20 protein-coding genes are annotated in these 21,750 nt (G+C 70.5%); 13 read left to right on the top strand and 7 right to left on the bottom strand.

Annotated elements, in window-relative coordinates:
* Positions 1 to 66: 66 nt before the first annotated feature.
* Both H9I49_RS15080 and H9I49_RS15075 read right to left on the bottom strand, forming a co-directional pair.
* On the bottom strand, positions 67 to 777 hold the full coding sequence (locus tag H9I49_RS15080; RefSeq protein ID WP_370587585.1) for a FadR/GntR family transcriptional regulator: 711 nt from the start codon (positions 775 to 777) through the stop codon (positions 67 to 69).
* 32 nt (positions 778 to 809) lie between these two features.
* The gene (locus H9I49_RS15075) at positions 810 to 2,441 is read right to left on the bottom strand and encodes a response regulator transcription factor (RefSeq protein ID WP_188031155.1); all 1,632 of its coding nucleotides are present in this window, start codon (positions 2,439 to 2,441) and stop codon (positions 810 to 812) included.
* Positions 2,442 to 2,603: 162 nt separating this feature from the next.
* Here H9I49_RS15075 and H9I49_RS15070 point away from each other — a divergent pair, with 162 nt between their 5' ends.
* The 9 genes from H9I49_RS15070 (at position 2,604) to H9I49_RS15030 (ending at position 13,870) form a co-directional block, all read left to right on the top strand.
* The gene (locus H9I49_RS15070) at positions 2,604 to 3,005 is read left to right on the top strand and encodes a hypothetical protein (RefSeq protein WP_188031154.1); all 402 of its coding nucleotides are present in this window, start codon (positions 2,604 to 2,606) and stop codon (positions 3,003 to 3,005) included.
* Between the two features lie 156 nt (positions 3,006 to 3,161).
* Positions 3,162 to 4,196: a LacI family DNA-binding transcriptional regulator gene (locus H9I49_RS15065; RefSeq protein WP_188031153.1), complete on the top strand. Its 1,035-nt coding sequence runs from the start codon at positions 3,162 to 3,164 to the stop codon at positions 4,194 to 4,196.
* 144 nt (positions 4,197 to 4,340) lie between these two features.
* Positions 4,341 to 6,893 (top strand): GH32 C-terminal domain-containing protein, encoded by a 2,553-nt coding sequence (locus H9I49_RS15060; RefSeq protein ID WP_188031152.1) that lies wholly within the window; start codon positions 4,341 to 4,343, stop codon positions 6,891 to 6,893.
* 176 nt (positions 6,894 to 7,069) lie between these two features.
* Complete coding sequence (locus H9I49_RS15055) at positions 7,070 to 9,958, top strand: ATP-binding protein (protein ID WP_188031151.1); 2,889 nt, start codon at positions 7,070 to 7,072, stop codon at positions 9,956 to 9,958.
* Positions 9,959 to 9,975: 17 nt separating this feature from the next.
* A complete protein-coding gene (locus tag H9I49_RS15050; RefSeq protein WP_370587584.1) occupies positions 9,976 to 10,332 on the top strand; it encodes a response regulator in 357 nt (118 codons plus the stop codon).
* Positions 10,329 to 10,727: an Hpt domain-containing protein gene (locus H9I49_RS15045; protein WP_188031149.1), complete on the top strand. Its 399-nt coding sequence runs from the start codon at positions 10,329 to 10,331 to the stop codon at positions 10,725 to 10,727. The genes H9I49_RS15050 and H9I49_RS15045 overlap by 4 nt, the downstream gene beginning before the upstream one ends.
* Before the next feature lie 266 nt (positions 10,728 to 10,993).
* Positions 10,994 to 11,806, top strand: coding sequence for a C39 family peptidase (locus tag H9I49_RS15040; RefSeq protein WP_188031148.1), 813 nt, complete (start codon positions 10,994 to 10,996; stop codon positions 11,804 to 11,806).
* 55 nt (positions 11,807 to 11,861) lie between these two features.
* Positions 11,862 to 12,689 carry a C39 family peptidase gene (locus H9I49_RS15035; protein WP_188031147.1) on the top strand — a complete coding sequence of 276 codons (828 nt, stop codon included), beginning with the start codon at positions 11,862 to 11,864 and terminating at the stop codon, positions 12,687 to 12,689.
* Between the two features lie 164 nt (positions 12,690 to 12,853).
* The gene (locus H9I49_RS15030) at positions 12,854 to 13,870 is read left to right on the top strand and encodes a winged helix-turn-helix domain-containing protein (protein ID WP_188031146.1); all 1,017 of its coding nucleotides are present in this window, start codon (positions 12,854 to 12,856) and stop codon (positions 13,868 to 13,870) included.
* Here the strand turns inward: H9I49_RS15030 and H9I49_RS15025 are convergent.
* Entirely contained in the window at positions 13,837 to 14,247 is a 411-nt protein-coding gene (locus H9I49_RS15025) for a VOC family protein (protein WP_188031145.1), read from the bottom strand. The genes H9I49_RS15030 and H9I49_RS15025 overlap by 34 nt on opposite strands.
* A gap of 108 nt (positions 14,248 to 14,355) precedes the next feature.
* Between H9I49_RS15025 and H9I49_RS15020 the strand changes: the two genes are divergently transcribed.
* Positions 14,356 to 15,303 (top strand): YafY family protein, encoded by a 948-nt coding sequence (locus H9I49_RS15020; protein ID WP_188031144.1) that lies wholly within the window; start codon positions 14,356 to 14,358, stop codon positions 15,301 to 15,303.
* A gap of 132 nt (positions 15,304 to 15,435) precedes the next feature.
* Positions 15,436 to 16,287 carry a helix-turn-helix transcriptional regulator gene (locus tag H9I49_RS15015; RefSeq protein ID WP_188031143.1) on the top strand — a complete coding sequence of 284 codons (852 nt, stop codon included), beginning with the start codon at positions 15,436 to 15,438 and terminating at the stop codon, positions 16,285 to 16,287.
* Here the strand turns inward: H9I49_RS15015 and H9I49_RS15010 are convergent, their stop codons facing one another.
* The gene (locus H9I49_RS15010; RefSeq protein WP_188031142.1) at positions 16,288 to 17,865 is read right to left on the bottom strand and encodes a helicase HerA-like domain-containing protein; all 1,578 of its coding nucleotides are present in this window, start codon (positions 17,863 to 17,865) and stop codon (positions 16,288 to 16,290) included. It lies immediately after the preceding gene.
* 51 nt (positions 17,866 to 17,916) lie between these two features.
* Between H9I49_RS15010 and H9I49_RS15005 the strand changes: the two genes are divergently transcribed.
* Both H9I49_RS15005 and H9I49_RS15000 read left to right on the top strand, forming a co-directional pair.
* Positions 17,917 to 18,213: a type II toxin-antitoxin system VapB family antitoxin gene (locus H9I49_RS15005; protein WP_188031141.1), complete on the top strand. Its 297-nt coding sequence runs from the start codon at positions 17,917 to 17,919 to the stop codon at positions 18,211 to 18,213.
* Positions 18,214 to 18,258: 45 nt separating this feature from the next.
* Positions 18,259 to 18,795: a LytR C-terminal domain-containing protein gene (locus H9I49_RS15000; RefSeq protein WP_188031140.1), complete on the top strand. Its 537-nt coding sequence runs from the start codon at positions 18,259 to 18,261 to the stop codon at positions 18,793 to 18,795.
* Between the two features lie 98 nt (positions 18,796 to 18,893).
* Here the strand turns inward: H9I49_RS15000 and H9I49_RS14995 are convergent, their stop codons facing one another.
* Genes H9I49_RS14995 through H9I49_RS14985 form a run of 3 tightly spaced genes read right to left on the bottom strand, consistent with a single transcriptional unit; the run spans position 18,894 to position 21,726 of the window.
* On the bottom strand, positions 18,894 to 19,952 hold the full coding sequence (locus tag H9I49_RS14995; protein ID WP_188031139.1) for an ABC transporter substrate-binding protein: 1,059 nt from the start codon (positions 19,950 to 19,952) through the stop codon (positions 18,894 to 18,896).
* A 53-nt stretch (positions 19,953 to 20,005) separates the two neighbouring features.
* The gene (locus H9I49_RS14990) at positions 20,006 to 20,920 is read right to left on the bottom strand and encodes an ABC transporter permease (RefSeq protein WP_188031138.1); all 915 of its coding nucleotides are present in this window, start codon (positions 20,918 to 20,920) and stop codon (positions 20,006 to 20,008) included.
* Positions 20,917 to 21,726 (bottom strand): ABC transporter ATP-binding protein, encoded by an 810-nt coding sequence (locus H9I49_RS14985; RefSeq protein ID WP_188031137.1) that lies wholly within the window; start codon positions 21,724 to 21,726, stop codon positions 20,917 to 20,919. Before H9I49_RS14985 ends, H9I49_RS14990 begins: the two co-directional genes overlap by 4 nt.
* Positions 21,727 to 21,750 lie beyond the last annotated feature (24 nt).

The following is a 21,750-nucleotide window of genomic DNA, read 5'->3' as shown; positions in this document are numbered from 1 at the left end:
CGACCGAGGTCAAGGGGGCGTCTCGGTAAACGGCCGCCGCTCGCCGCGGGACTTCGGGGCGTGTGGTCAGGCGTTCGGAGCGTCGTCGGCGAAGAACCGCGCGACCGCGTCCTCGACGGAGGACAGGTGCTCGCGCATGGCTGAGCCGGCGCGCTCGGGGGAGCGCTCGGCGATGGCCGTGACGATGCGGCGGTGCTCCGCGTCGGACTCCTCGCGGCGGCCCTCGAGGGAGTTCAGCATGCCGGACTGGCTCGCCATCGCATCACGGATCTCCGCCACCACAGTGCTGAAGACGCGGTTGCGGCTCGCCGTGGCGACGAGCTGGTGGAATGCCGCGTCGAGGTCGACCCAGCGCCCGAAGTCCTCTTCGTGCGCCATCCGGTCGACGAGCTCGGTGAGGCGCGCCAGCTCGTCGTCGGTGCGACGCGTCGCGGCGAGCGCGGCCGCAGGGACCTCGACGTGGGGACGGGCCTCCTGCAGCTCGCGCGGCGAGTAGCGACCGAGGGGTGCCTCGGCCGACGGGGTCCGTGAGACGACGAAGGTGCCGCGGCCCACCCGCGTCTCGGTCAGGCCGAGCGCCGCGCAACCGCGCAGGGCCTCGCGTACGACGGGGCGGCTCACCGCGAACCGGGTCGCGAGGGCTCCCTCGGCCTCGAGCCGGCTGCCGACGGGAAACGTGCCGTCCTCGATGGCCTCGCGCAGCTGCCGGAAGACGTGGTCGACCGCGCCGGACGGCCGGTACGGCTGCCCCGCGGTCCACGTCACGGCCTTGTCCACGCGCGCCATCCTAGGTGTCCGGCGGTGCCCTTTCAGCCAAGCCCGTGGTGCACCGCGTAGGTCGCGGCGGAGGTGCGCGAGCGGACGTCGAGCTTCGTCAGGATGTTGCTGACGTGCCGGTGGATGGTGCGCTCGCTCAGGCACAACGCAGCGGCGATCTCGGCGTTGGTCCGGCCCCTGGCGACGAGGGCCAGCACCTCGATCTCTCGGGGGCTCAACGCGCCCAGGTGCGCGTTCCGACCCGACAGCAACCCGCGGACCCGGGATGCGTCCGGCCGGGCTCCGAGCCTCTCGAAGGTCGCCAGAGCCGCGCGGAACTCCATCTGCGCGCCCTCGTCGTCACCGAGGGCTCGGCACCCCTCACCGATCTGCACGCCGACCCGGGCGGTCTCGTAGGGCGCGTCGAGCTCCCGCCACCGGTCCGATGCGGCCCGCAGGCGGGCCAGCGCGTCTGCAGGCCGGCCGTCACCCAGCGCGACAGACCCACGGGCGGCATCCAGGATGGCCCGCATCGCGGTGGTGGGGTAGGTCTGGGCGGTCTGCGCCAGCTGGGTGATGGCGTCCTTCGCGTCGTCGATCCGACCAGCCGCGAGGGCGACCTCCACGACGGCCGGGAGCAGGATCAGCCGGTCGCCGGGCACCTCCCGCTCGGCCAGGACCCGACGCAGGCCCGCGTCGGCCGCCTCCGCCTTGCCCTGGCTGAGCCGGTACAGGGCAAGTCCCGGCTGGGCCATGTGCCCGAAAGCCGTCGCCTGCTCGAAGGCCTCTTCGACACCCGGCTTCCCCTGCAGCCGTCGCAGGTCGCCGAGCTCGTACCAGGCGTGGCCGGCCACCAGCTGCCCGTCCACCGCGAGGTCGCGGCATGCCTGCTGCAGCTCGGCCTCGGCCCGGGACCAGTGCCCGCGCAGGCGCAGCAGGATCGCGCGGTAGATCCGACAGTTGCCGAAGTAGGCGCCCCCGAGCTGCGGCAACGTGCCGAGCCACCGGTCGAGGGCGACCGACCATTCCGCCGCCCGGGCGACCTCCTGCACCTCGTAGCACGAGCCGATCGCGGCGCAGAACATCACGCTTGTCGTACGCGGCGAGGTCGCCAGGGCGAGGATGCGAACCATCGCCGCATCGAGGAGTGCCAACCCCTGCTCGAGCGATCCGAGCTTGAGAGAGGCTCGACCACGCATCGTGGTTGCGATCGTCACGAGGTCGATGTCGCCGCGCCCGAGCCCGAGCTCGACCGCCCGATGCAGCAGGCCCTCTGCGGTCGCGTAGTCACCGCGCCCGATGCAGGCGTAGGACCGCGGGATCAGCAGCCACCCGTACTCACCTGACCCCTGTTCCTGCGACAGCGTCCCCGCTCGCTCCACCCAGCCTGCTGCGAGGGCGAACTCACCACGCGCAAAGACGTGAGCGCTCCAGAGCCAGTACGCCGCCCGCGTCGTCTCGTGGATGTCGCCCGCCTGCGCCCGCAGCTCGAAGCATCGGGCCAGCACGGCGATCGCCTCGTCGATGCGCCCGATCACCTGGGCGGCTTCCGCCCAGGACTCAAGGTCCTCGATGGTCAACGGCGTGGCCTGGTCCGCGGCGGCGTACTCCTCGCAGGCACGGACCCACCGGGACGAGCGGTGGTGCTCGCGGGCGGTTTCGAGGTGACCGGGTTCGCGGGTCATCGGACCTCCTTCCGCCGATCCTGCCACCGGGGTGATGGGTAGGAATACCCATCACCGGCGCCCAAGGTCGGCCCGCTCTGCGGAAGCGTCGCAGCCCGGGCGGACCGGATCGTGGACTCACCGCCCCGAGCCCGTCGGGGCACCGAGTTCCAGGAGGACGCCATGACCGCTCCATTCATCTTCATCGGCACCCACAAGATCAGGCCGGGCAAGCGGGAGGCCTTCAAGGAGTACTTCGCGCGGTTCTGCTCCGACGTCGTCGACCCGGCCGAGCCGCGACTGCACTCCTTCTACGGATACGCCGCGCCGGACTCCGACTACGTCACGGTGGTGCAGGTGCATCCGGACGCCGACTCGATGGCGACCCACATGAAGGTCGGCATCGAGCACTTTGCCGACGCGTACGCCGAGTACCTCGAGGCCGAGAGCAGCATGGAGATCTACGGAGATCTCACCGACGACCTGATCCAGGCCATCACCGCAGCCGCACAGCCGGACGCCGACGGCTCCAGCGTGACGATCCGGGAACCGTTCGCGGGATTCGACCGGCTCCCCGCGTCGTGAGGCTCCGCCGCCTGCGACCCGGAACCGTTGGCGTCGGTGTGCCGCGGTCCCGGGCCGGGTGGGGGTTTGGTAAATCGTTTGACCAGAGCTCTTGACGTACGCCCGTCTCGAGCGTCACAGTCATTCCCAACCGCGTGATCAAACGATTGGGCAGACATGGCAAAGACGCCGAAGACCTCGATGAGAGACGTAGCCGCTGCGGCCGGCGTCTCCGTCACCACGGTGTCGCACGTGCTCAACGACGTCCCCGGCAAGCGCATCACGGCGGACACGCGAGACCGGGTCCGGGCCGTTGCCCAGGAGCTGGGGTACCGGCACAACCACCTGGCCCGGGGCCTGCGACTCGGGCGCTCGCAGACCTTGGCGCTGGTCAGCGACGTGATCGCGACGACGCCGTTCGCCGGCCAGATGGTCCTGGGTGCGCAGGAGGCCGCCGCAAAGGTCGGCTGGGTCCTCATGCTGGTGAACACCTCCCGTGACCCCGCCCTCGAGGCGCGCGAGATCCGGTCGCTGCTCGAGCGGCAGGTGGACGGCTTCCTCTACGCGACGATGTTCCACCGCATCGTAGAGGTCCCGGAGCTGCTGGTGGACACGCCCACCGTCCTGCTGGACGCCCGCTCCGCGAGCGGTTCCGTGTCGTCCGTCGTGCCGGACGAGGTCTCCGGCGGGCGGACCGCTGTCGAAGAGCTGGTGCGGCACGGCCACCGGCGCATCGGCTTCCTCACGAACGTCGACGACATCCCGGCGACCGCAGGCCGACTCGAGGGATACCGGCAGGCTCTGGCGGCAGCCGGTATCGCCCTCGACGAGACGCTGGTCGCGGCGGACACCTCGGACAGCTACGGCGGTGAACGCGCGGCGCGGCGGCTCCTGACGAGGACGGACCGCCCGACCGGCATCTTCTGCTTCAGCGACCGCATGGCCATGGGTGCCTACCACGTCGCCGCCGAGCTGGGACTTCGGATCCCGCAGGACCTCTCGGTGGTCGGCTTCGACAACCAGGCGTTCGTGGCAGACGGCCTGCGCCCGGAGCTGACGACCCTCGCTCTGCCGCACTACGAGATGGGCGTGTGGGCGGTCGAGCAGCTACTGCAGGAGATGGACCTGGCGGCACCGGTCACCCCGAGCCACCAGTCTTTGCCGTGCCCGATCGTGCGGCGCAGCTCCGTCGGCCCACCAGGCCCCGGCTGACCGACAGCGCCACTCACGGCCCAGTGGCCGGCGGAACCCGGGACAGCACACGCCACTGCTCCGCCGTGCGGCGATGCCCCACGCCCAAAGGTCCCACCTCGACCGCGACACCGAATCCACCACCAGCCCAAGGAAAGTGATCGTGTGAACCCCCTCACGCAACAACGCTCGAGACGTAACCGCAGAACCGGAGCCACGGCAGTACTGGCGGCGATCGCCACCGTCGCCACCGGCCCGGCAGCGTCCACCGCCGAACCGACCCCGTACACCGAGCAGTACCGGCCCCAGTTCCACTACACCCCCGCCAAGAACTGGATGAACGACCCGAACGGGCTCGTCTTCTACCAGGGTGAGTACCACCTCTTCTACCAGCACAACCCGTCGGGCAACCAGTGGGGCAACATGTCCTGGGGCCACGCCGTGAGTCCGGACCTGGTGCACTGGACGGAGCTGCCCGTCGCGATCCCGCAGGACGACCAGGAGATGATCTTCTCGGGCAGCGCGGTCATCGACACCAACAACACGAGTGGGTTCGGCACCAGGGAAAACCCGCCCATGGTCGCGGTGTACACCCGCCTGGACAAGGCCACCGGCGTGCAGTCGCAAGCGCTGGCCTACAGCACCGACCGCGGCCGCACGTTCACGAAGTACGCCGGCAACCCCGTCATCGACATCGGGTCACGCGACTTCCGCGACCCGAAGGTGTTCTGGTACGAGCAGGGCCACGAATGGATCATGAGCGTGGCCCTGAGCGCCGAGCGCAAGGTGGCCTTCTACCGTTCGAGCGACCTGAAGTCGTGGGAGCACCTCAGCGACTTCGGCCCGGCCGGCGCCACCGGTGGGGTGTGGGAGTGCCCGGACCTCTTCCCGCTCCCGGTGGACGGCGACAGGAAGAAGACGAAGTGGGTGCTCCTGGTCAACATCAACCCGGGCGGCATCGCCGGCGGGTCGGCGAACCAGTACTTCACCGGCAGCTTCGACGGCACGCGCTTCGTCGCCGACGACAAGCCGTACGTCGCACCGACCGGCCGTGACCTCGGCAGCTTCGACGACGGCACGTACGGCGGATGGGCGCCCGACGGGAGCGCCTTCGGCACGGCGCCCGCGACCGGGAACCTGCCCGGCCAGGGCGGGGTCTCCGGCTGGGTGGGCGCCGGGCTGGCCAACAGCTTCAACAACTTCGACGCGGGCACGGGCACGCTGACCTCGCCGGAGTTCACCCTCGACGCCGGGTACCTCAACTTCAAGGTGGGTGGTGGCAAGCACCCCTACGTGCCCGGGTCCACCCTCAACCCGTCACCGCCCGCAGGGGACGTCTTCGCCGACTTCGAAGGTTCCACCTACGGCACCGGCTGGGTGGCCACCGGTGACTTCGCCGGGACCGACCCGGTCACGGGCACGATCGGAGACCAGCAGCAGGTCACCGGCTACCTCGGCGAGCGGCTGGTCAACACCTTCATCGACCACGACAACTCACAGGGCACCATCACGTCCCCGGAGTTCACCATCGCCAAGAGCCACATCAACCTCCTCGTCGGCGGAGGCAGCCACCCGTGGTCCACGAGCGAGCCGACGTCCGTCGACCTCGTCGTCGACGGCAAGGTCGTCAGGTCCGCCACCGGGGCCAACAACGAGGCGCTCAACTGGACCAGCTGGGACGTCTCGGCATACGCGGGCAAGAAGGCCACGATCCAGATCGTCGACAAGAACTCCGGCGGCTGGGGACACATCAACGTCGACCACATCATGTTCTCCGACGAGGCCGCGGCACCACGGGCCATCGACACCTCCGTGCGCCTGGTCGTCGACGGACAGGTGGTGAGGACCGCCACCGGCTCGGACAGCGAGACGCTCGACTGGAACGGTTGGGACGTGCGCGGGCTCCAGGGCAAGACAGCCCGGATCGTGCTGGCAGACAACAACACCGGCGGCTGGGGCCACATCCTCGCCGACCAGTTCAGCCTGTCGGACACGCCGGCGCGGTCCAGCGTGCAGCGGGCGCACTGGGTCGACTACGGGAAGGACAACTACGCCGGCGTCACGTTCAACGACGCCCCTGCCGGCCGCCGGGTGATGATCGGGTGGATGAACAACTGGGAGTACTCCGGTTCCATCCCGACCGACCCGTGGCGCAGCGCGATGACCATGCCCCGCGAGCTGGGCCTGCGCAGCAGTGGTTCGGGCGTACGCCTGGTGCAGCAGCCCGTCTCCGAGCTGCAGGGCCTGCGACAGGACTCCACGCTCAGCGCCAGGAACCTGCCCGTGCCGACCGGGTCCACACGGCTCCGGGCCACGGGCACGGCATACGAGCTGACGGCCACGTTCGCCCCCGGGACAGCCGCCGAGTTCGGCGTCAAGGTGCGCACCGGCAACGGCCAGGAGACCCGGATCGGCTACGACCGGTCAGCCGGTGAGCTCTTCGTCGACCGGACCAGGTCGGGCGACGTCGGGTTCAGCGCCGACTTCCCCGGCGTGCAACGGGCCCCGATGGCCGTGGGTTCCACCGGCGAGGTGACCGTGCGGGTGCTGGTCGACTGGTCGTCGGTGGAGGTCTTCGGCCAGGACGGCTCGGTCGCCATCACGGACCAGATCTTCCCCGACCCCGGCAGTGACGGCCTCGAGGCCTTCGCCACTGAGGGCACGGCGACGCTGAAGTCGGTGAAGGTGACGCCGTTGCGCTCCTCCTGGGCCGACTAGCTCGGCCCCGTAGCGGCAGTGATGGAGCGTCGGATCCTCGGTCCGGCGCTCCATCGTCGCGCCACGGCCGAAGCGTGTACCAGCGAAACCTCCGACCACCGCGCGCAATCCATGCGAGTATCGATATGGCATGGTTTGCGGGCTTTTTGCGACTGGACGCGGGGTGCATGTCTCGAGTGCGACGATCTGAGTGGAGACTCTTCAGGGCAGCGGCGATCGGGTGCGCCGTTGTCGCGCTCGCCTTGGCCGGGTTCGTCCTCAGCGGCATCGGCGGCCAGGACGCCACACGGGCGACCACCGACGCGGCATTCGTGGTCTTCTCCGCCTTCGCGGCGTTCGCCTGTTTCCGGGCTGCCCGGCTGAGGCAACCGGGGAGGCGGCTGCCCTGGCGGCTTCTGGGTGGCGCGGCGAGCTGCTACGCGCTCGGCAACACCATCTGGTTCTACTACCAGGTGCTGGCGCCAGACCAGCAGACCTATCCCGGGCCGGCGGACATCTTCTTCGTCGCCGTCGTGCCGTTCGCCGTTGCTGCGATGCTCACCCTGCCCAGCCGCGACCTCTCCGCGGCCGCCCGGGCCCGGGCCATTGCCGACGGCCTGATCATCGGTGCGGCCCTGCTGTTCATCAGCTGGATCGTCCTCGTCGGACCGCTGTTCGAGCAGCTGGGTGAGGTCAGCTGGCTCTACCTCGCCGTCTACGTGTACTACCCGTTGACCGACATCGTGATCATCTCGATCGCCGGCGGGCTGGCCATCCGCGCCGCGGGTCGTGAGCGCGTTCCGATCCTGCTGGTCGCGGTCGGGTTCGTGTCGATCGCGTGTGCTGACACGGGAATCGGCTACCTCGCGCTCCAGGGCAAGGAGGCGGCCGGAAGCGGGTTCGACCTCGGCTGGACCATCGGCTACATGCTGCTCGGCCTCGCGGCCCTCGCACCTCAAGGGGAGGGCGACGTCTCGGACGACCGCGTCGACCCCCGAGCGCCCGTGCGGGAGCTGCTGCCCTACGTGCCGGTGGGCGTGATGCTGGCAGTCGTCGCGAGCTCCCCGTCGCTGCTCGCCGACGACGTCCCGGTTCGTCTCCTTGTCGCGGTCGTGGCCTTGCTCGCCTTCCGGCACCTGCTCACGCTGGCAGACAACATCCGGCTCACCGGGGGGCTCGAGGACCTCGTGCGTGAGCGGACCCAGGCGCTGGAGCAGCTCACTCACCGGCACAGCTCCATCCTGGACGGGGCGGGTGAGGGCATCGTCGGCCTCGACGAGCGGGGACGCCTGACGTTCGTCAACCCGGCGGCGGCCGCCTTGCTCGGGCGCTCTTCCGACGACTTGACGGGCCGCTCGTTCCACGAGGTCACGCAGCCACGCAACGGCGACGGCGAGCCCGTACCGGCGCTGCTCGATCCCGTGGGCCGAGCGCTGCTGGACGGACAGGTCAGGTCCGTGGCGGACGGGACGTACCAGCGCGCGGACGGCACGGACTTCTCCGTCGAGCTCACGGTCGCGCCGACCCGTAGCGCCGGAGACGTCACCGGGGCCGTGTTGATGTTCCGTGACGTGACCGAGCGCCGCGAAGTCGACCGCATGAAGGACGAGTTCGTGTCAGTGGTCAGCCACGAGCTCCGCACGCCGCTCACGTCGCTGCGTGGCGCCCTGGGGCTGCTCGAGGGCGGCTTGCTGAAGGACGCAGCGCCCCGGGCGCAGCGGATGGTGCAGATCGCTGTCGAGTCCACCGATCGCCTCATCCGGCTCATCAACGACATCCTCGACGTCGAGCGACTCGCGGCCGGCAAGCTCGCGCTGCATCGACAGGCCTGGTCGGCCACAGACCTCGTTGCCCGCGCGGTGGGGGAGATGACCGGGCTGGCCTCCCAGGCCCAGGTGCGTCTGGAGGTCGGCGAGACACAAGGGATGGTCGACGCGGACGCCGACCGCATCGTGCAGACGCTCACCAACCTGCTGTCCAACGCCGTCAAGTTCTCCCCAGCAGACGGCACCGTCCGGGTGAGCGCGGTCGGGCAGGGCAACGAGGTGCTGGTCACCGTCACCGACGAGGGCGACGGCATCCCGCCGGAGCACCTCGAGGCCGTCTTCGGGCGGTTCGCCCAGGTGGACGCCTCCGACACCCGCGAGAAGGAAGGCTCGGGCCTCGGCCTGGCGATCTGCCGCGGCATCGTCGAGCAGCACGGTGGTCGGATCTGGGCCGAGAGCGAGCCGGGCGCGGGGGCGACCTTCTGTTTCACGCTCCCCGTGGTCGAGGTCTCGGTGGCGCTCGAGACCCCGCTCGAGACCCCGCTCGAGACGCTGCCGGACGGCGACGAGGCCGTACGCCCCGTGCTCGTCTGCGAGGATGACCCGGCGACCCGCGCGGTGATCACGGAGCTGCTGCGCTCCCACGGCTATCGCGTCGTAGGTGCCGGCTCCGCCGAGGAGGCGATGACGCTGGCCTTCCGGCAGACGCCTGCCGCCGTGCTCATGGACCTGACCCTTCCCGGGCAGGACGGCTGGACGGCCATCGCCGCCCTCCGAGCCGACCCGCGAACGCGTGACGTGCCCGTCGTGATCATCAGCGGCACCGAACCCGGCCCCACGCCGGAGGGTGTGGAGGCCTGGCTGACCAAACCTCTCGACGTCGCCTGGCTGCTGGCCGAGCTCAACGTCGCCATCGGCGACGCCGGCGGGAAGCCGTGCGTTCTGATCGTCGAGGACGACCCGGCGCTCACCGGGGTGATGGTGTCCCTCTTCGCCGAGCACGGCGTGACGGCGGTGCCGGCCCACACGGCCCGGGACGCCCGACGGCTGAGCCACGACACGGCACCGGACCTGGTGATGCTCGACCTGCTGCTCCCTGACGGCGACGGGTTCGACCTGGTCGACTGGCTGAGGGCCGACCCGAGGCTGCGCCGTGTCCCGCTGGTCGTCTACAGCGCCCTGGACCTCGACGAGCACGACAAGCAGCGGCTGCGGCTCGGCCCCACCGAGTTCTACACCAAGACGAGGACGAACCCTGCGGAGGTGGAGCGACAGGTGCTGAAGCTTCTCGACACCGTCGTCACCGGAGCCGCGCGGTGAGCCGGCGGGTGCTGGTCGTGGACGACGACGACGCCATCCGCGAGGTCGTCCAGGCCAGCCTCGAGATGGTCGCCGGGTGGACGGTGGCGGCCGCCTCCAGCGGCGCCGAAGCGTTGGCCCTCGCGACGGCCGACCCGCCCGACGCCATCATCCTCGACGTGATGATGCCCCTCATGGACGGGCCCACGACGTTCGCAAAGCTGCAGGCCGACGACCGCACGCGGCACGTGCCGGTCGTCCTGCTCACGGCCAAGGTGCAGCCCGCCGAGCGGCGACGATGGGAGGGGCTCGGCGTGGCCGGCGTCCTCGCCAAGCCGTTCGACCCGTTCGGGCTGTCCGTCCAGGTCGCCGACATCCTCGGGTGGGACGCGTGACCTCGTCCGACCCCCGTCCCGACGCCGGCTCCAGCGAGCCCGTCAGGACCGACGGGGCGGCGAGCGCCCGGGAACGGCTGCAGGCCATCTACGACAGGGCCCGAGCATCCTTCGCCGAGAACCTCGAGACCATCGAAGCGGCCGTCAGGCACCTGACGGCCGACGCCCTCGACGAGGCGGAGCGCGACGCTGCGGAGCGCGCCGCGCACCGGCTCGCCGGAGCGGCGGGAACGGTCGGCCTGCCCGACGCCACCACACCGGCCCGACAGCTCGAGTACGCGTTCGCCGAGCACCCGGCGCCCGACCTGGCCGGTGCCCTCCAGGAGCACGCCGCCGTCCTGCGCCGCATCCTCTCCTCCGGCAGCACCCCCGACGCAGCCGTGGACGAGCTCTAGCCGGACCGCGCGAGCGCGCGCCGCCGGGCTTCTCCACGCGCGGCGCTCGACGCTGCCGCGCTGGGCGGCGCGACACGGGCCGGTGGATCAAGGCATCGGCTTCATGGTTTGAGGGTGCCGGCGCCCAGGCAGTGAACTTCGGCGGACACGCAACACCGACCGCGCCGAGGAGCCTGATGCACCAGCCGCCAGCAACCCCCGTGACCAGTCACGGCGTCCGAGTCCGAGACCGTCTCGAGACAAGAGCCGTCCCCCGCCCTGCGCTCATGGCGGCGCTCCTCGCGGCGCTCGTGGCTGCTTTCGTCACCGTCCTGGTCGCCCCCGCACCGGCGCAGGCCGCCCAGTCGACCCAGTCGACACAGGGCCGCGACACGGCATACGGGCTGAGCGCCCCTGCGACACAAGGTCGGTCGCTGTCCGGGGCCCAGCGGTGGATGAGCCCGATCCGGAAGGCTCCCTACGCCGGGCCCACCGAACGCTCGGGTGTCGTCGCCGGCACGAACGCCGCGCGCGCGCCGCGGGCCAGCGCCCGGGAGGGCCTGACTGCGATCGTCTCCGCAGCGGGTGAGCACTACCTGGCGACTCCCTACACCGCCCAGCCCAACGGCTACACGTGCGGCCCCACCTCGGTCCACATGGCGCTGGCGCTGCACAACGCCTCCCCGGGCATCTGGGCGCTCGCCCACGAGCTCGGGACCACGACGGAGGGCACCGGCCCGACACCCATCGTGACCCAGGCGCTGCGCAACCACACCGGTGCGCCGTACGAGACGACGACGATCCCCTGGAACGCAGGTGCGGTCGACCCGGCCGACACCAAGCGCCTGTGGGACAACGTCATTGAGGACGTCGACGGAGGCTACGCGATCGTCGCCTACGTCTACGCACCGGCGCACGAGTACCCGTACCACGACGTCGCCTACCCGCTCGAGCACTACTTCGTCGTCGATGGCTACGACACGACCTACGGGACCGTGCGCATCTCCGACCCGGCCAACTTCAGTGGGCGGTCACGGTTCTGGATCACCGTCGACCAGCTCGCGTACCTCATCGCCGGGACGCCGGGCTACGCCTGGTGACCTGTGGCAGCCCTGCTGCCGCCATCCCCACCACACCATCAACGAGGAGACCACCATGCGACGACGTCTGTTCACGACCATCACCGCCGCGGCCATCGCCGGGCTCACGGTGACCGGCATCCCGTCGGCTTCCGCCACCACCCACGACCGCGCCACCCAGCTGCAGGCCGTCCCGCAGCGCGCCACCGCGCCGAATGCCGGCCAGCGCTCCGTCGTCCAGGCCGACGGGAGCCGCTCGACGTCCACGACGGACAAGGCCGCGCCCGGGCACCGGATCACCGCCATCCCCGATGCGCAGTACCGCGCGACGCACCGCGGCGCCAAGACGCTCTCCGCGCCGAACAGCACCACCTCGCTCCGCGCCGGTGAGTGGGTCCTGCCGACCCGGTACACCGCCCAACCCAACTCGTACACCTGCGGGCCCACGGCCACGCACATGGCTCTCGCGCTCCGCAACGCCTCGCCGGGCGTCTGGGCGCTGGCGTCCGAGCAGGGGACGAGCCCCACCTACGGGACGTCGGCGAGCGCCGTCCTCCAGTCGCTGCGGCGGCACTCGGGGGCACCGTACGAAGCCGCCTACCTCTCCGGCGAGGGTGGCAACGCCTGGGAGAACAACCTCATCTTCAACCGCGTCGCAGAGGACGTGGACGGCGGCTTCGCCGTCGTCGCCAACGTCTGGGCGCCGGCGGGCGCGTACCCCTTCGGCCACAACACCTCGTTCGTCAAGCACTTCTTCGTCGTGGACGGCTACGACACGAACTACGGCACCGTGCGGATCTCAGACCCCGGGGCGTACTACCTCGGGACTCCGGCCCAGTACTGGATCACGAAGGCAGACCTCGCGTACCTCGTCAGCGGCACCCCGGGTGGCTACATGTGGTGACGTGACGGCGAGCGGTCCGTACGCCACGGCCGCCCACGGAGCGCAGGTGACCCGAGCCGGGCTCCTGCGCTCCGTGGGCGGACGTGTGCCCGCTCGCCGAGCGCGCAGGCTCCGCTCGTGCGAGTCTGCTCGTCAGACGGTGTCGATCCTGTGAGGGGACGGGGATGCTGACCTACGAGATCGTGCCCGAAGACCTATCCCGGCTGCGCTTCGGCGTGTCACCTCTGACCGAGATGTGCCTGTCACTTCGAGCCTTGCGGGCTCCGACGGCCTACCGCCATCCTCTCGCACGCGCGCACGCCGCCCTGCCGGGCGCGGGCACGGGGCACGTCGACGTGCTCGCGGCCCTCGTCACCGACGACTTCACGACGCCCGACTTCCTGACCCCGAGGCCCGAGTCGCCGCAGCCGCGGATCCACGACGAGCTCTCCGGCGTCGTCCGGCTGCCCGCTGCGTCGGTCATGCACGGGCTCGACGCGATGTGGGACAGCCATCCGCCACAGGCGCTGCGGGGCCCGTCGTGGTCGGTCCGCTCGCGGCTGGTCGAGGCGCTCGAGCGGTACTGGACGCACTCCTTCGCGCGGTTCTGGGCGGAGTACCGGTCCATCCTCGCGGCGGACATCCGCTTCCGGGCCACGCAGACGGTCGACCACGGGCTCGTGGCGGGCCTGGCGACGCTCGCCCCGCACGTCCGGGTCGACGGCGACCGGTTGCACGCGGTGAGCCGGGCAGGGCCGTCGTACCACGCTGCCCTGGCGGGGCGTGACCTCGTGCTCGTGCCGTCCTTCTTCACGCTCGGCGCGTCGTACCCCACGGACCCGGCGAGCGCCCCGATGGTCATCTACCCCGCTCGCGGGCAAGGGCTCTCCCCGGCCTCGCAGGCCGCGGCCGGCGCCCATGTCCTCACCTTGCTCGGGCCCGCACGGGCCCGGCTGCTCGGTCTGCTGGAGACGCCCACGACCACCGCCGAGCTGGCGGCGTCGCTGGGCAAGACGTCGTCGGCCGTGAACCAGCAGCTGCACGCCCTGCACGCGTGTGGCCTCGTCGAGGCCGGCCGGTCGGGCAAGTGCGTGCTGTACCGGCGCACCGAGCTCGGCGACCTGCTCGTGGGGCAGGTGCGGGCCGCCGGCTCGCACACGCCCGGCGTTCAGGCCGAGCGAGCAGCGAGCACGTCGAGGTAGTGCTGGTTGACCATGACGCCGATCAGGTTGCCGAAGGGGTCGACGACGGATGCCGTCACGTAGCCGGGCCCCCGCTCGATCACGCCCTCGTGCGGGGTGGCGCCGAGGGTGACGAGCCGGTCGTGGGCAGCGGCGACGTCGTCGACGTGCCAGTACGTGACGGGGCCGTTCGCGCCCGGCGTCCGGGCGACGGCGAAGCGCGCGTCGACGATGCCGAGCTCGTGCTGGTAGTCGCCGACGCGGAACTCGGCGTATGCCAGGTGCCCGCCGACCTCGCGAACGAAGTAGGGCGCGGTGCCGAGCACCTCGGTGTACCACTCGACGGCCGCGGCGACGTCGTGGGCGAAGACGTTGACGGTCGTGAGGCCTCGCAGCATGGCTGGTCCTTTCATGGCGGGCGGTCGTCCGCCCTGGTTCTGGTGACATGCCCATGCTTCCCCGCAAAGTGATCACCTTCTGATCACTTTGTCCGGCACACTCGAACCATGCGCGCCGACCGCCTCGTCTCCGCCCTTCTCCTGCTCCAGCGTCACGGTCGGATGACCGCTGCCGCGCTCGCCGAGGAGCTCGAGGTGTCCGTCGTGACCGCGCGGCGTGACCTCGAAGCGCTCTCCGCGGCCGGCATCCCCGTCTACCCGCAGGCCGGCCGCGGCGGAGGATGGGCCCTGGTCGGCGGCGCACGCACCGACCTCACCGGCCTGTCCGGTCCGGAGGCGCAGGCGCTCTTCACGCTCGTCGGTCCGGCGGCGGCCGTGTCACCCGAGGCCAAGGCGGCCCTGCGCAAGCTGGTCCGCGCCCTGCCACAGACCTTCCGCGACCGCGCCGAGGCGGCAGCGAGCTCGACGGTCATCGACCCGACCCGCTGGGGCGACCGCGTACGCACGCGGCCCGAGCTCGTCGACCGGCTCCAGGCGGCCGTCGTGGCGAAACGACGGGTGCGCCTCACCTACGCGAGACGCGGCGAGGGGCCGACCGAGCGGCTGGTCGACCCATGGGGGCTCGTCGACAAGGACGAGCTCTGGTACTTCGTCGCCGGCACCGGCCACGGGCGGCGCACCTTCCGGGTCGACCGCGTCGTCGCCGCCGAGGTGACGGACGAGCCGGCCGAGCGGCCCGCGGACTTCGTCCTCGACGCAGCGTGGCGCGAGATCGTCGGCGAGATGGAGCTGCGGCGGTCGGCGACCTGGGCGACGGTCGTCATCGAGACCCGCTTCGCGCCGGTGCTCAACGACCAGTTCGGCCGGCACTTCGAGGTCCTCGACGCGCAGCCCGACGGCCGCTCCCGGGTCCGCGTCGGAGCGCCGACCCCGCGCGACATCGCCCGCACCCTCGCCGGCTGGGGTGCCCTCGTCGAGGCGCTCGACCCACCGGAGGTCCGCGGTGAGCTCGCCCGCATCGGGGCCGAGCTGGCCCGGACGTATGCCGGGTCGTGACAGGCGGTTGCGTCCGTCGCCTCCCCGCCCGGACGGCCGACGCCGCCACCATGACGTCGCGTTCGGCGCCCACATGAGGATGCAGCACGGCATACGGCGTCCGGCAGGCCGGCCGCTGGCAGGATGTGCGACATGACGACGGACGTGCCGCTGAGCGTGCGAACCCCCTCGCCCCTCGGCGAGTTCCTGCGCGCCCGGCGCAAGGAGCTCGCGCCCGAGGATGTCGGCATCAGACGCGCCAAGGGTCGCCGTCGGGTGGGCCTGAGCCGCACCGAGGTGGCCGAGCTGGCGAACATCTCCGTCGCCTACTACGACATCATCGAACGGGGGCGTGACCTGCGCCCGAGCCAGGGCGTCATCGACGGCCTGGCGCGAGCGCTCAGGCTCAACGCGGACGGCCGCGCCCATCTCCACGCCCTCGCGACGGGGACGACGCCGCGGCGGACCGCCGAGCCGGAGCTGCTGAGCGACGAGCTCGAGGAGCTGCTCGACTCGATCGACCCCAACCCGGCCTACGTCGTCGGCGCCCGGTGGGACGTCCTCGGCGCCAACCACACGGCGTGCCAGCTCTTCACCGACTGGGAGAGCAAGCGGAGCAAGCGCGAGCGCAACCTGCTGTGGTTCTACTGCTGCGACCCGGCGGCCCGCAGCCTCTTCGTCGACTGGGAGCAGGAGGCCGCCGACCAGCTCGCGCTCTTCCGTGAGGCGTACGCCCGGCACCCGGACGACCCGTCGTTCAAGCGCCTCCTCGACGAGATCTTCAAGTCCAACCCCGACACGGTCGAGTGGTGGGAGCGGCACGACAGTGATCCGACTCGGGGGCGTACCAAGCGGATTCGTCTCGACACCGGCCAGGTCATCAAGCTCCGGCAGCTCGTGCTCCAGGTCCTCGACGACCCCGACATCCGCATCATCAGCTACTTCGCCGACGCGGACGGCGACCTCGACGACGTGGAGTTCGACGACGTGGAGGTCGACGCGTAGTCAGCGGCGACGGGTGCCGAAGATGCTCCGGGTGATCTCGCGCCCGATGACGGTGCCGGCCGAGCGGAGCATCGACCTGAACGCCGAGCTGCCGGTGACCTGCTCGATCAGGCTCGGCTCCTCCTTGGGTGCACGCTGCTGCTTCGGGGCGGAGGACCGGGCGGGACCGGGTGCCGGCGCGGCGGGCTGCTCGTGAGCGGGCGCGGCCTCGAGCCGCTCGGCGAGCAGCTCGTAGGCGGACTCGCGGTCGAGGACGTCGGCATACTTCGCCCTGAGCGACGAGGCGCCGATGACGGCGTCCATCGTGGCCGCCGGTGACGGGTCCATGAGGGAGTTGGGCGCCTTCATCCGCGTCCACGCGACCGGCGTGGGGACGCCCCGGTCGGACAGCACGGTGACGACGGCCTCGCCGATGCCGAGGCTCGTGAGGAGCTTCTCCATGTCGTACGCCGTGTGCGGGTAGGTCGCGATGGCCTGCTTGAGCGCCTTGGCGTCGTCGGGCGTGAAGGCGCGCAGCGCGTGCTGGACACGGTTGCCGAGCTGTGCGAGCACGCCGGACGGCACGTCCTTGGGCGACTGGGTCACGAAGAAGACGCCGATGCCCTTCGAACGGATGAGGCGCACCGTCTGCTCGATCGCGTCGAGGAAGGCCTTGCTCGCGTCGTTGAAGAGCAGATGTGCCTCGTCGAAGAAGAAGACGAGCTTCGGCTTGTCGACGTCGCCCTCCTCCGGCAGGTCGTGGAAGAGGTCGGCGAGCAGCCACATGAGGAACGTCGAGAAGAGCTGCGGCCGGTCCTGCACCAGTGGCAGCTCGAGGCAGGAGATGATCCCCTTGCCGTCGGCCGCGGTGCGCAGCAGGTCGCTCGTCTCGAACTCCGGCTCGCCGAAGAACGCGCCCGCACCCTGGTCCTCGAAGGCGATGAGGTCCCGCAGGATGACGCCCGCCGTTGCGCTCGACAGGCCACCGAGCGACTTGAGGTCGGCCTTGCCCTCGTCGGACGTGAGGTGGCTGATGACGGCGCGCAGGTCCTTGAGGTCGAGCAGGGCGAGGCCGTTCTTGTCCGCGTAGTGGAAGATCAGCCCGAGGCTGCTCTCCTGGGTGTCGTTGAGCCCGAGGACCTTGCTGAGCAGGGTCGGCCCGAAGCCGGTGATCGTGGCCCGGATGGCGATGCCCTTGCCCTTGCCGCCCAGGGTGTAGAACTCCGTCGGGTATGCCGTCGCCGTCCACGGCATACCGACGTCCGTCGCGCGCTCGGTGATCCTGGAGCCGCCCTCGCCGGGGCTCGCGAGACCGGAGAGGTCACCCTTCAGGTCGGCGAGGAACACCGGCACACCCTGCTCGGAGAGCTGCTCGGCCATGAGCTGGAGCGTCTTCGTCTTGCCGGTGCCGGTCGCGCCCGCGACGAGGCCGTGGCGGTTGAGCACGCTGAGCGGGATCTGGACCGGCGCGTCGGCGTGGGCCTGCCCGTCCACGACGGCCGCACCGAGCTTGAGCACGCCCCCGTCGAAGGCGTAGCCGGCGCGGATCTCGTCGATCTGGCTCTTCTTCGCCGTGCCCTGGGCCGAGGTCTCAGTCACCCGTCGAACTCTAGTCGGCGCCACGTCACGTTCGATGTCTATGCTGACCCGGTGATTTTCAAGGCCGTCGGCGACTCGCGCCCGTACCCCGACCATGGACTCGAGACGACCAAGGACTGGTCGAACGTTCCCCCTCGGGTGGTGCAGCTCGGCGAGCTCATCACGACGAAGAGCACGCTCGACCTGCGGGGCCTGCTCGCCGACGACTCGACGTTCTACGGGGACCTCTTCCCGCACTGCGTCGAGTGGGAGGGCCAGCTGTACCTCGAGGACGGCCTGCACCGGGCATTACGCGCCGCGCTGCAGCAGAGACCTGTCCTTCACGCCCGAGTCCTCGTACTCTCCTGACACGAGGACGCCCGATCGCGGGGGACGCCGGACGAAGGAGCGTGGATGTCGACAGTCGTTGACGAGGACGACCGCACGTACCGCGTGCGTCGCCAGCGCCGATCGACGATCGTCATCGCGGTCGTCCTCCTCTCGCTCGCCGGGGCGTTCTACTACGCCTCGACGTACTTCCGCGACACGACGCCGCGACCGGGCCCGTGCACGACCGAGGTCCCGGAGCAGCCCCTCCGCCCTGCCGACGTGAGCCTCAACGTCTACAACTCGACGGACCGCAGGGGACTCGCTGCGGCCGTTGCCAAGAGCGCGATCACGCGCGGCTTCAAGGTCAAGGCCATCGGCAACGACCCCAAGGACGCGACCGTCAAGCAGGTGGCGCAGATCCGGTTCGGTCCCGAGGGCGCCGACTCGGCGCGCCTGCTCAAGACGCATGTGCCGAAGGCCGTCTACGTCAACGACAAGCGCAAGGGCGACACCATCGACCTGGTCGTGGGGCAGGCCTGGAAGAGCTTCGGGAAGGTGCCGGTGGTCCCGACGCCCACCCAGACCCTCCGCCAGTGCCCGACGGTCACCATCGAGGGCTGAGGACGGTCCGGCCCCGCAACGCACTCGGAAACACGCAACCCACCGGGATCCGATCCCGGTGGGTTGCGTGTCTCTCGGTGTGTTGCGGGGGGACGGGGTCAGCTGAGGCGTGTGGCCGCTTTGATGAACTCGTTCGTGTAGGTCTTGGCCAGGTCGATGCTCTTGCCCTTGACCTTCGGGTTGAACTCGCCGAGCACGGCCAGGCAGGTCTTCGGGCCGTCCTGGGGCATGAGACCGGTCGGGTTGAAGATTCCCTTCTCGCTGTCGAGCGCCCTGACGTAGGCCGCCTTGCCGACGCCCTTGTAGTACGCGGCCGGCATCTTGTCGGCGATCGCGGCGCCGTCGTGCTGCTGGATCCAGGCGAGCGTCGAGACGTAGGCGTTGACGAGCTTCTGCACCGTGGCCTTGTTCTGGTTGACCCAGTCGGTCTGCATGTAGAGCGAGGTCGCGGGGTAGGTGCCGCCCAGCGCGGCCTTGGAGCCGGCCGCCGTGCGCATGTCCTGCAGGATGAACGCGGTGCCGTCGGAGACCGCCTGCGAGACCGTCGGCTCCGTCGTCATGCCGCAGTCGATGGCCTTCTGCTTCATGGCCGCGATGAACGTCTGGCCCGCGCCCACGCCGCGCCGGGTCTCCTGCGTGGGGTCCACGCCGTTCTTCTTGCTGAGGTACTGCGTCAGGAAGTCGGTCGACGACCCGGTGTCCGTGATGCCGAGCGAACGGCCCTTGAAGTCGGCCGGGCTCTTGACGACGCCCTTGAGGTCACTGCGGCACAGCTCCACCTCGCCGGGGATCTGCAGCATCGAGATGACGGCCTCCGACGACTTGCCCTGCGCCTGGAGGGCGATGTTGTGGTCGTAGAAGCCGCCCACGCCCTGCACCTGGCCGGCGAGCATGTTCTGCGTCGCGTCGCCTCCGGCGGGCTCGTCGACGAGGTTCACGTTGACGCCGATCTTGTCGTAGTAGCCGAGCTGCTTGGCCAGCATGAACGGCAGGTAGATCTGCTTGCTCAGGCCGCCGACCATGATCGTCACGGTGGGGGCGCTCGCGTCGACGCTGCCGGCGCTCGTCGTGGCGCCCGATGCGTTGTTGGCACACGCGGCCATGGTCGTAGCAGCGAGGAGCGCAGCGCCTGCGGCGCCGATGCGCTTGGTGTTCATGGGACTCTCCTTTTAGGTGGTGTGTGGGAAGGGTGCTCGCGGTTCGGGTCGTGCTACTCGACGGCGGGACCTCCGTGGCTCTGCGGGGGCCGCCAGCGCAGCAGGCGCCGTTCGAGCTGGCTGATGAAGCCCTCGGCGGTCAGGGCGATGACGGCGACGAGCACCATGCCGGCGAGCACCCCGTTCATGTCGAAGTTGTTCTGCGACGAGCGGATCAGAAGCCCGAGCCCCTGGTTGGCGCCGAGGATCTCGCCGACGAGAGCACCGATGAGGGCGAAGCCGAAGCTGATGTGCAGGCTGGCGAGGATCCAGGTGAACGCGGAGGGCAGCACCACGTCGCGGGTGACCCGCCAGCGGGAGGCGCCGAGCAGCCGCGCGTTCGCGATGAGGTTGCGGTCGACCTCGCGGGCGCCCTGGAAGGCGTTGAAGAAGACGCCGAAGAAGACGAGGACGACGGCGAGGATGACCTTCGACTGGATCCCGAAGCCGAAGGCCACCGTGAAGATCGAGCCGAGGATGATGCGCGGGATCGAGTTCGCCGCCTTGAGGAAGGGCGCGAAGAGCTCGGACAGGATGCGCACGCGGCCGAGGGCGATGCCACAGACCACGCCGAGGACCGATCCGATGGCGAAGCCGAGGACCGCCTCCTCGAGCGTGACGAGGATCTGGTCACCGAGCGAGCCCTGGCTGGTGCCGACGGTGACCCAGTCGTAGAGGTCGGCCCACACGCCCGTGGGTTCTCCCCAGAAGAAGGGGTCGACGATCTTCGCGTTGACGCACAGCTGCCACGACACGAGCAGCACGACCACGATCGCGACGCGCATCCCGCCGAGGGCGAGACGGCGACGTCTGGCGCGGGTCCCGTGCGATGGCCCCGGGTTCGGTTCCGCGGTGGGGACGGTCGTGGTGGTCGTGACCGCCGTCGGGTCCGGCGACTGCGTCTCGTGGCGGGTCGGTGCGGCGGTCATGACGCCACCTCCGCGAGGCGCGTCGTGCGGGCGTAGGCCTCGGCGACCTCGGCACGCAGCGCCTCCCAGATCTGCTCGTACAGACGCGTGAATCGCGGGTCGAAGCGGATCTCCTGCACGACCCGTGGGCGGGGCAGGTCGATCTCGAACTCGGCCTTCACGGTGCCGGGGCCGGCGGTGATGACGACGACCTTGTCGGCGAGCGCGATGGCCTCCTCCAGGTCGTGCGTCACGAAGACCACGGCCGGCTTCGTCTGGTCCCAGAGGTGCAGCAGCTCGGTCGACATGATCGCCCGGGTCTGCACGTCGAGCGCGCTGAACGGCTCGTCCATGAGCAGGATGCGCGGCGTGTTGATGAGCGACTGCGCGAGCGCCACGCGCTTGCGCATGCCGCCCGACAGCTGGTGCGGGTAGCGGTCCTCGAAGCCGCTGAGGCCGACGCGACGCAGCCAGTCGCGGACGAGCTTCGAGGCCTCCGTGCGGCTCTCGCCCCGGTAGACGGGCCCGGCCGCGACGTTGTCGAGCACCGACCGCCACGGGAACACCGCATCCTGCTGGAACACGAAACCGGTGCCTGTGTCGATGCCGCGCACGGGCTCGCCGTGGACGAAAGCCTCTCCGCGGGAGGGGCGCTCGAGCCCGGAGATGAGGGTGAGCGTCGTGGACTTGCCGCAGCCCGTGGGTCCGACGACGGCGCAGAACTGGCCGTCCTCCACGGTCAGCGACAGGTCCTGGATCGCGGTGTAGGTACCGCCGTCCGCAGTGGCGAACTTCTTGGTGACGTTGCGTAGCTCGATGGCCGGCATGTGCCCCGTCCTTTCTCCTCGTTG

Origin of the sequence: Terrabacter sp. MAHUQ-38 (assembly GCF_014518425.1) — a bacterium.
Classification (GTDB): domain Bacteria; phylum Actinomycetota; class Actinomycetes; order Actinomycetales; family Dermatophilaceae; genus Terrabacter.
The sequence above is the reverse complement of the archived record's forward strand: the minus strand, read 5'-3'. Positions and strand labels throughout refer to the sequence as shown.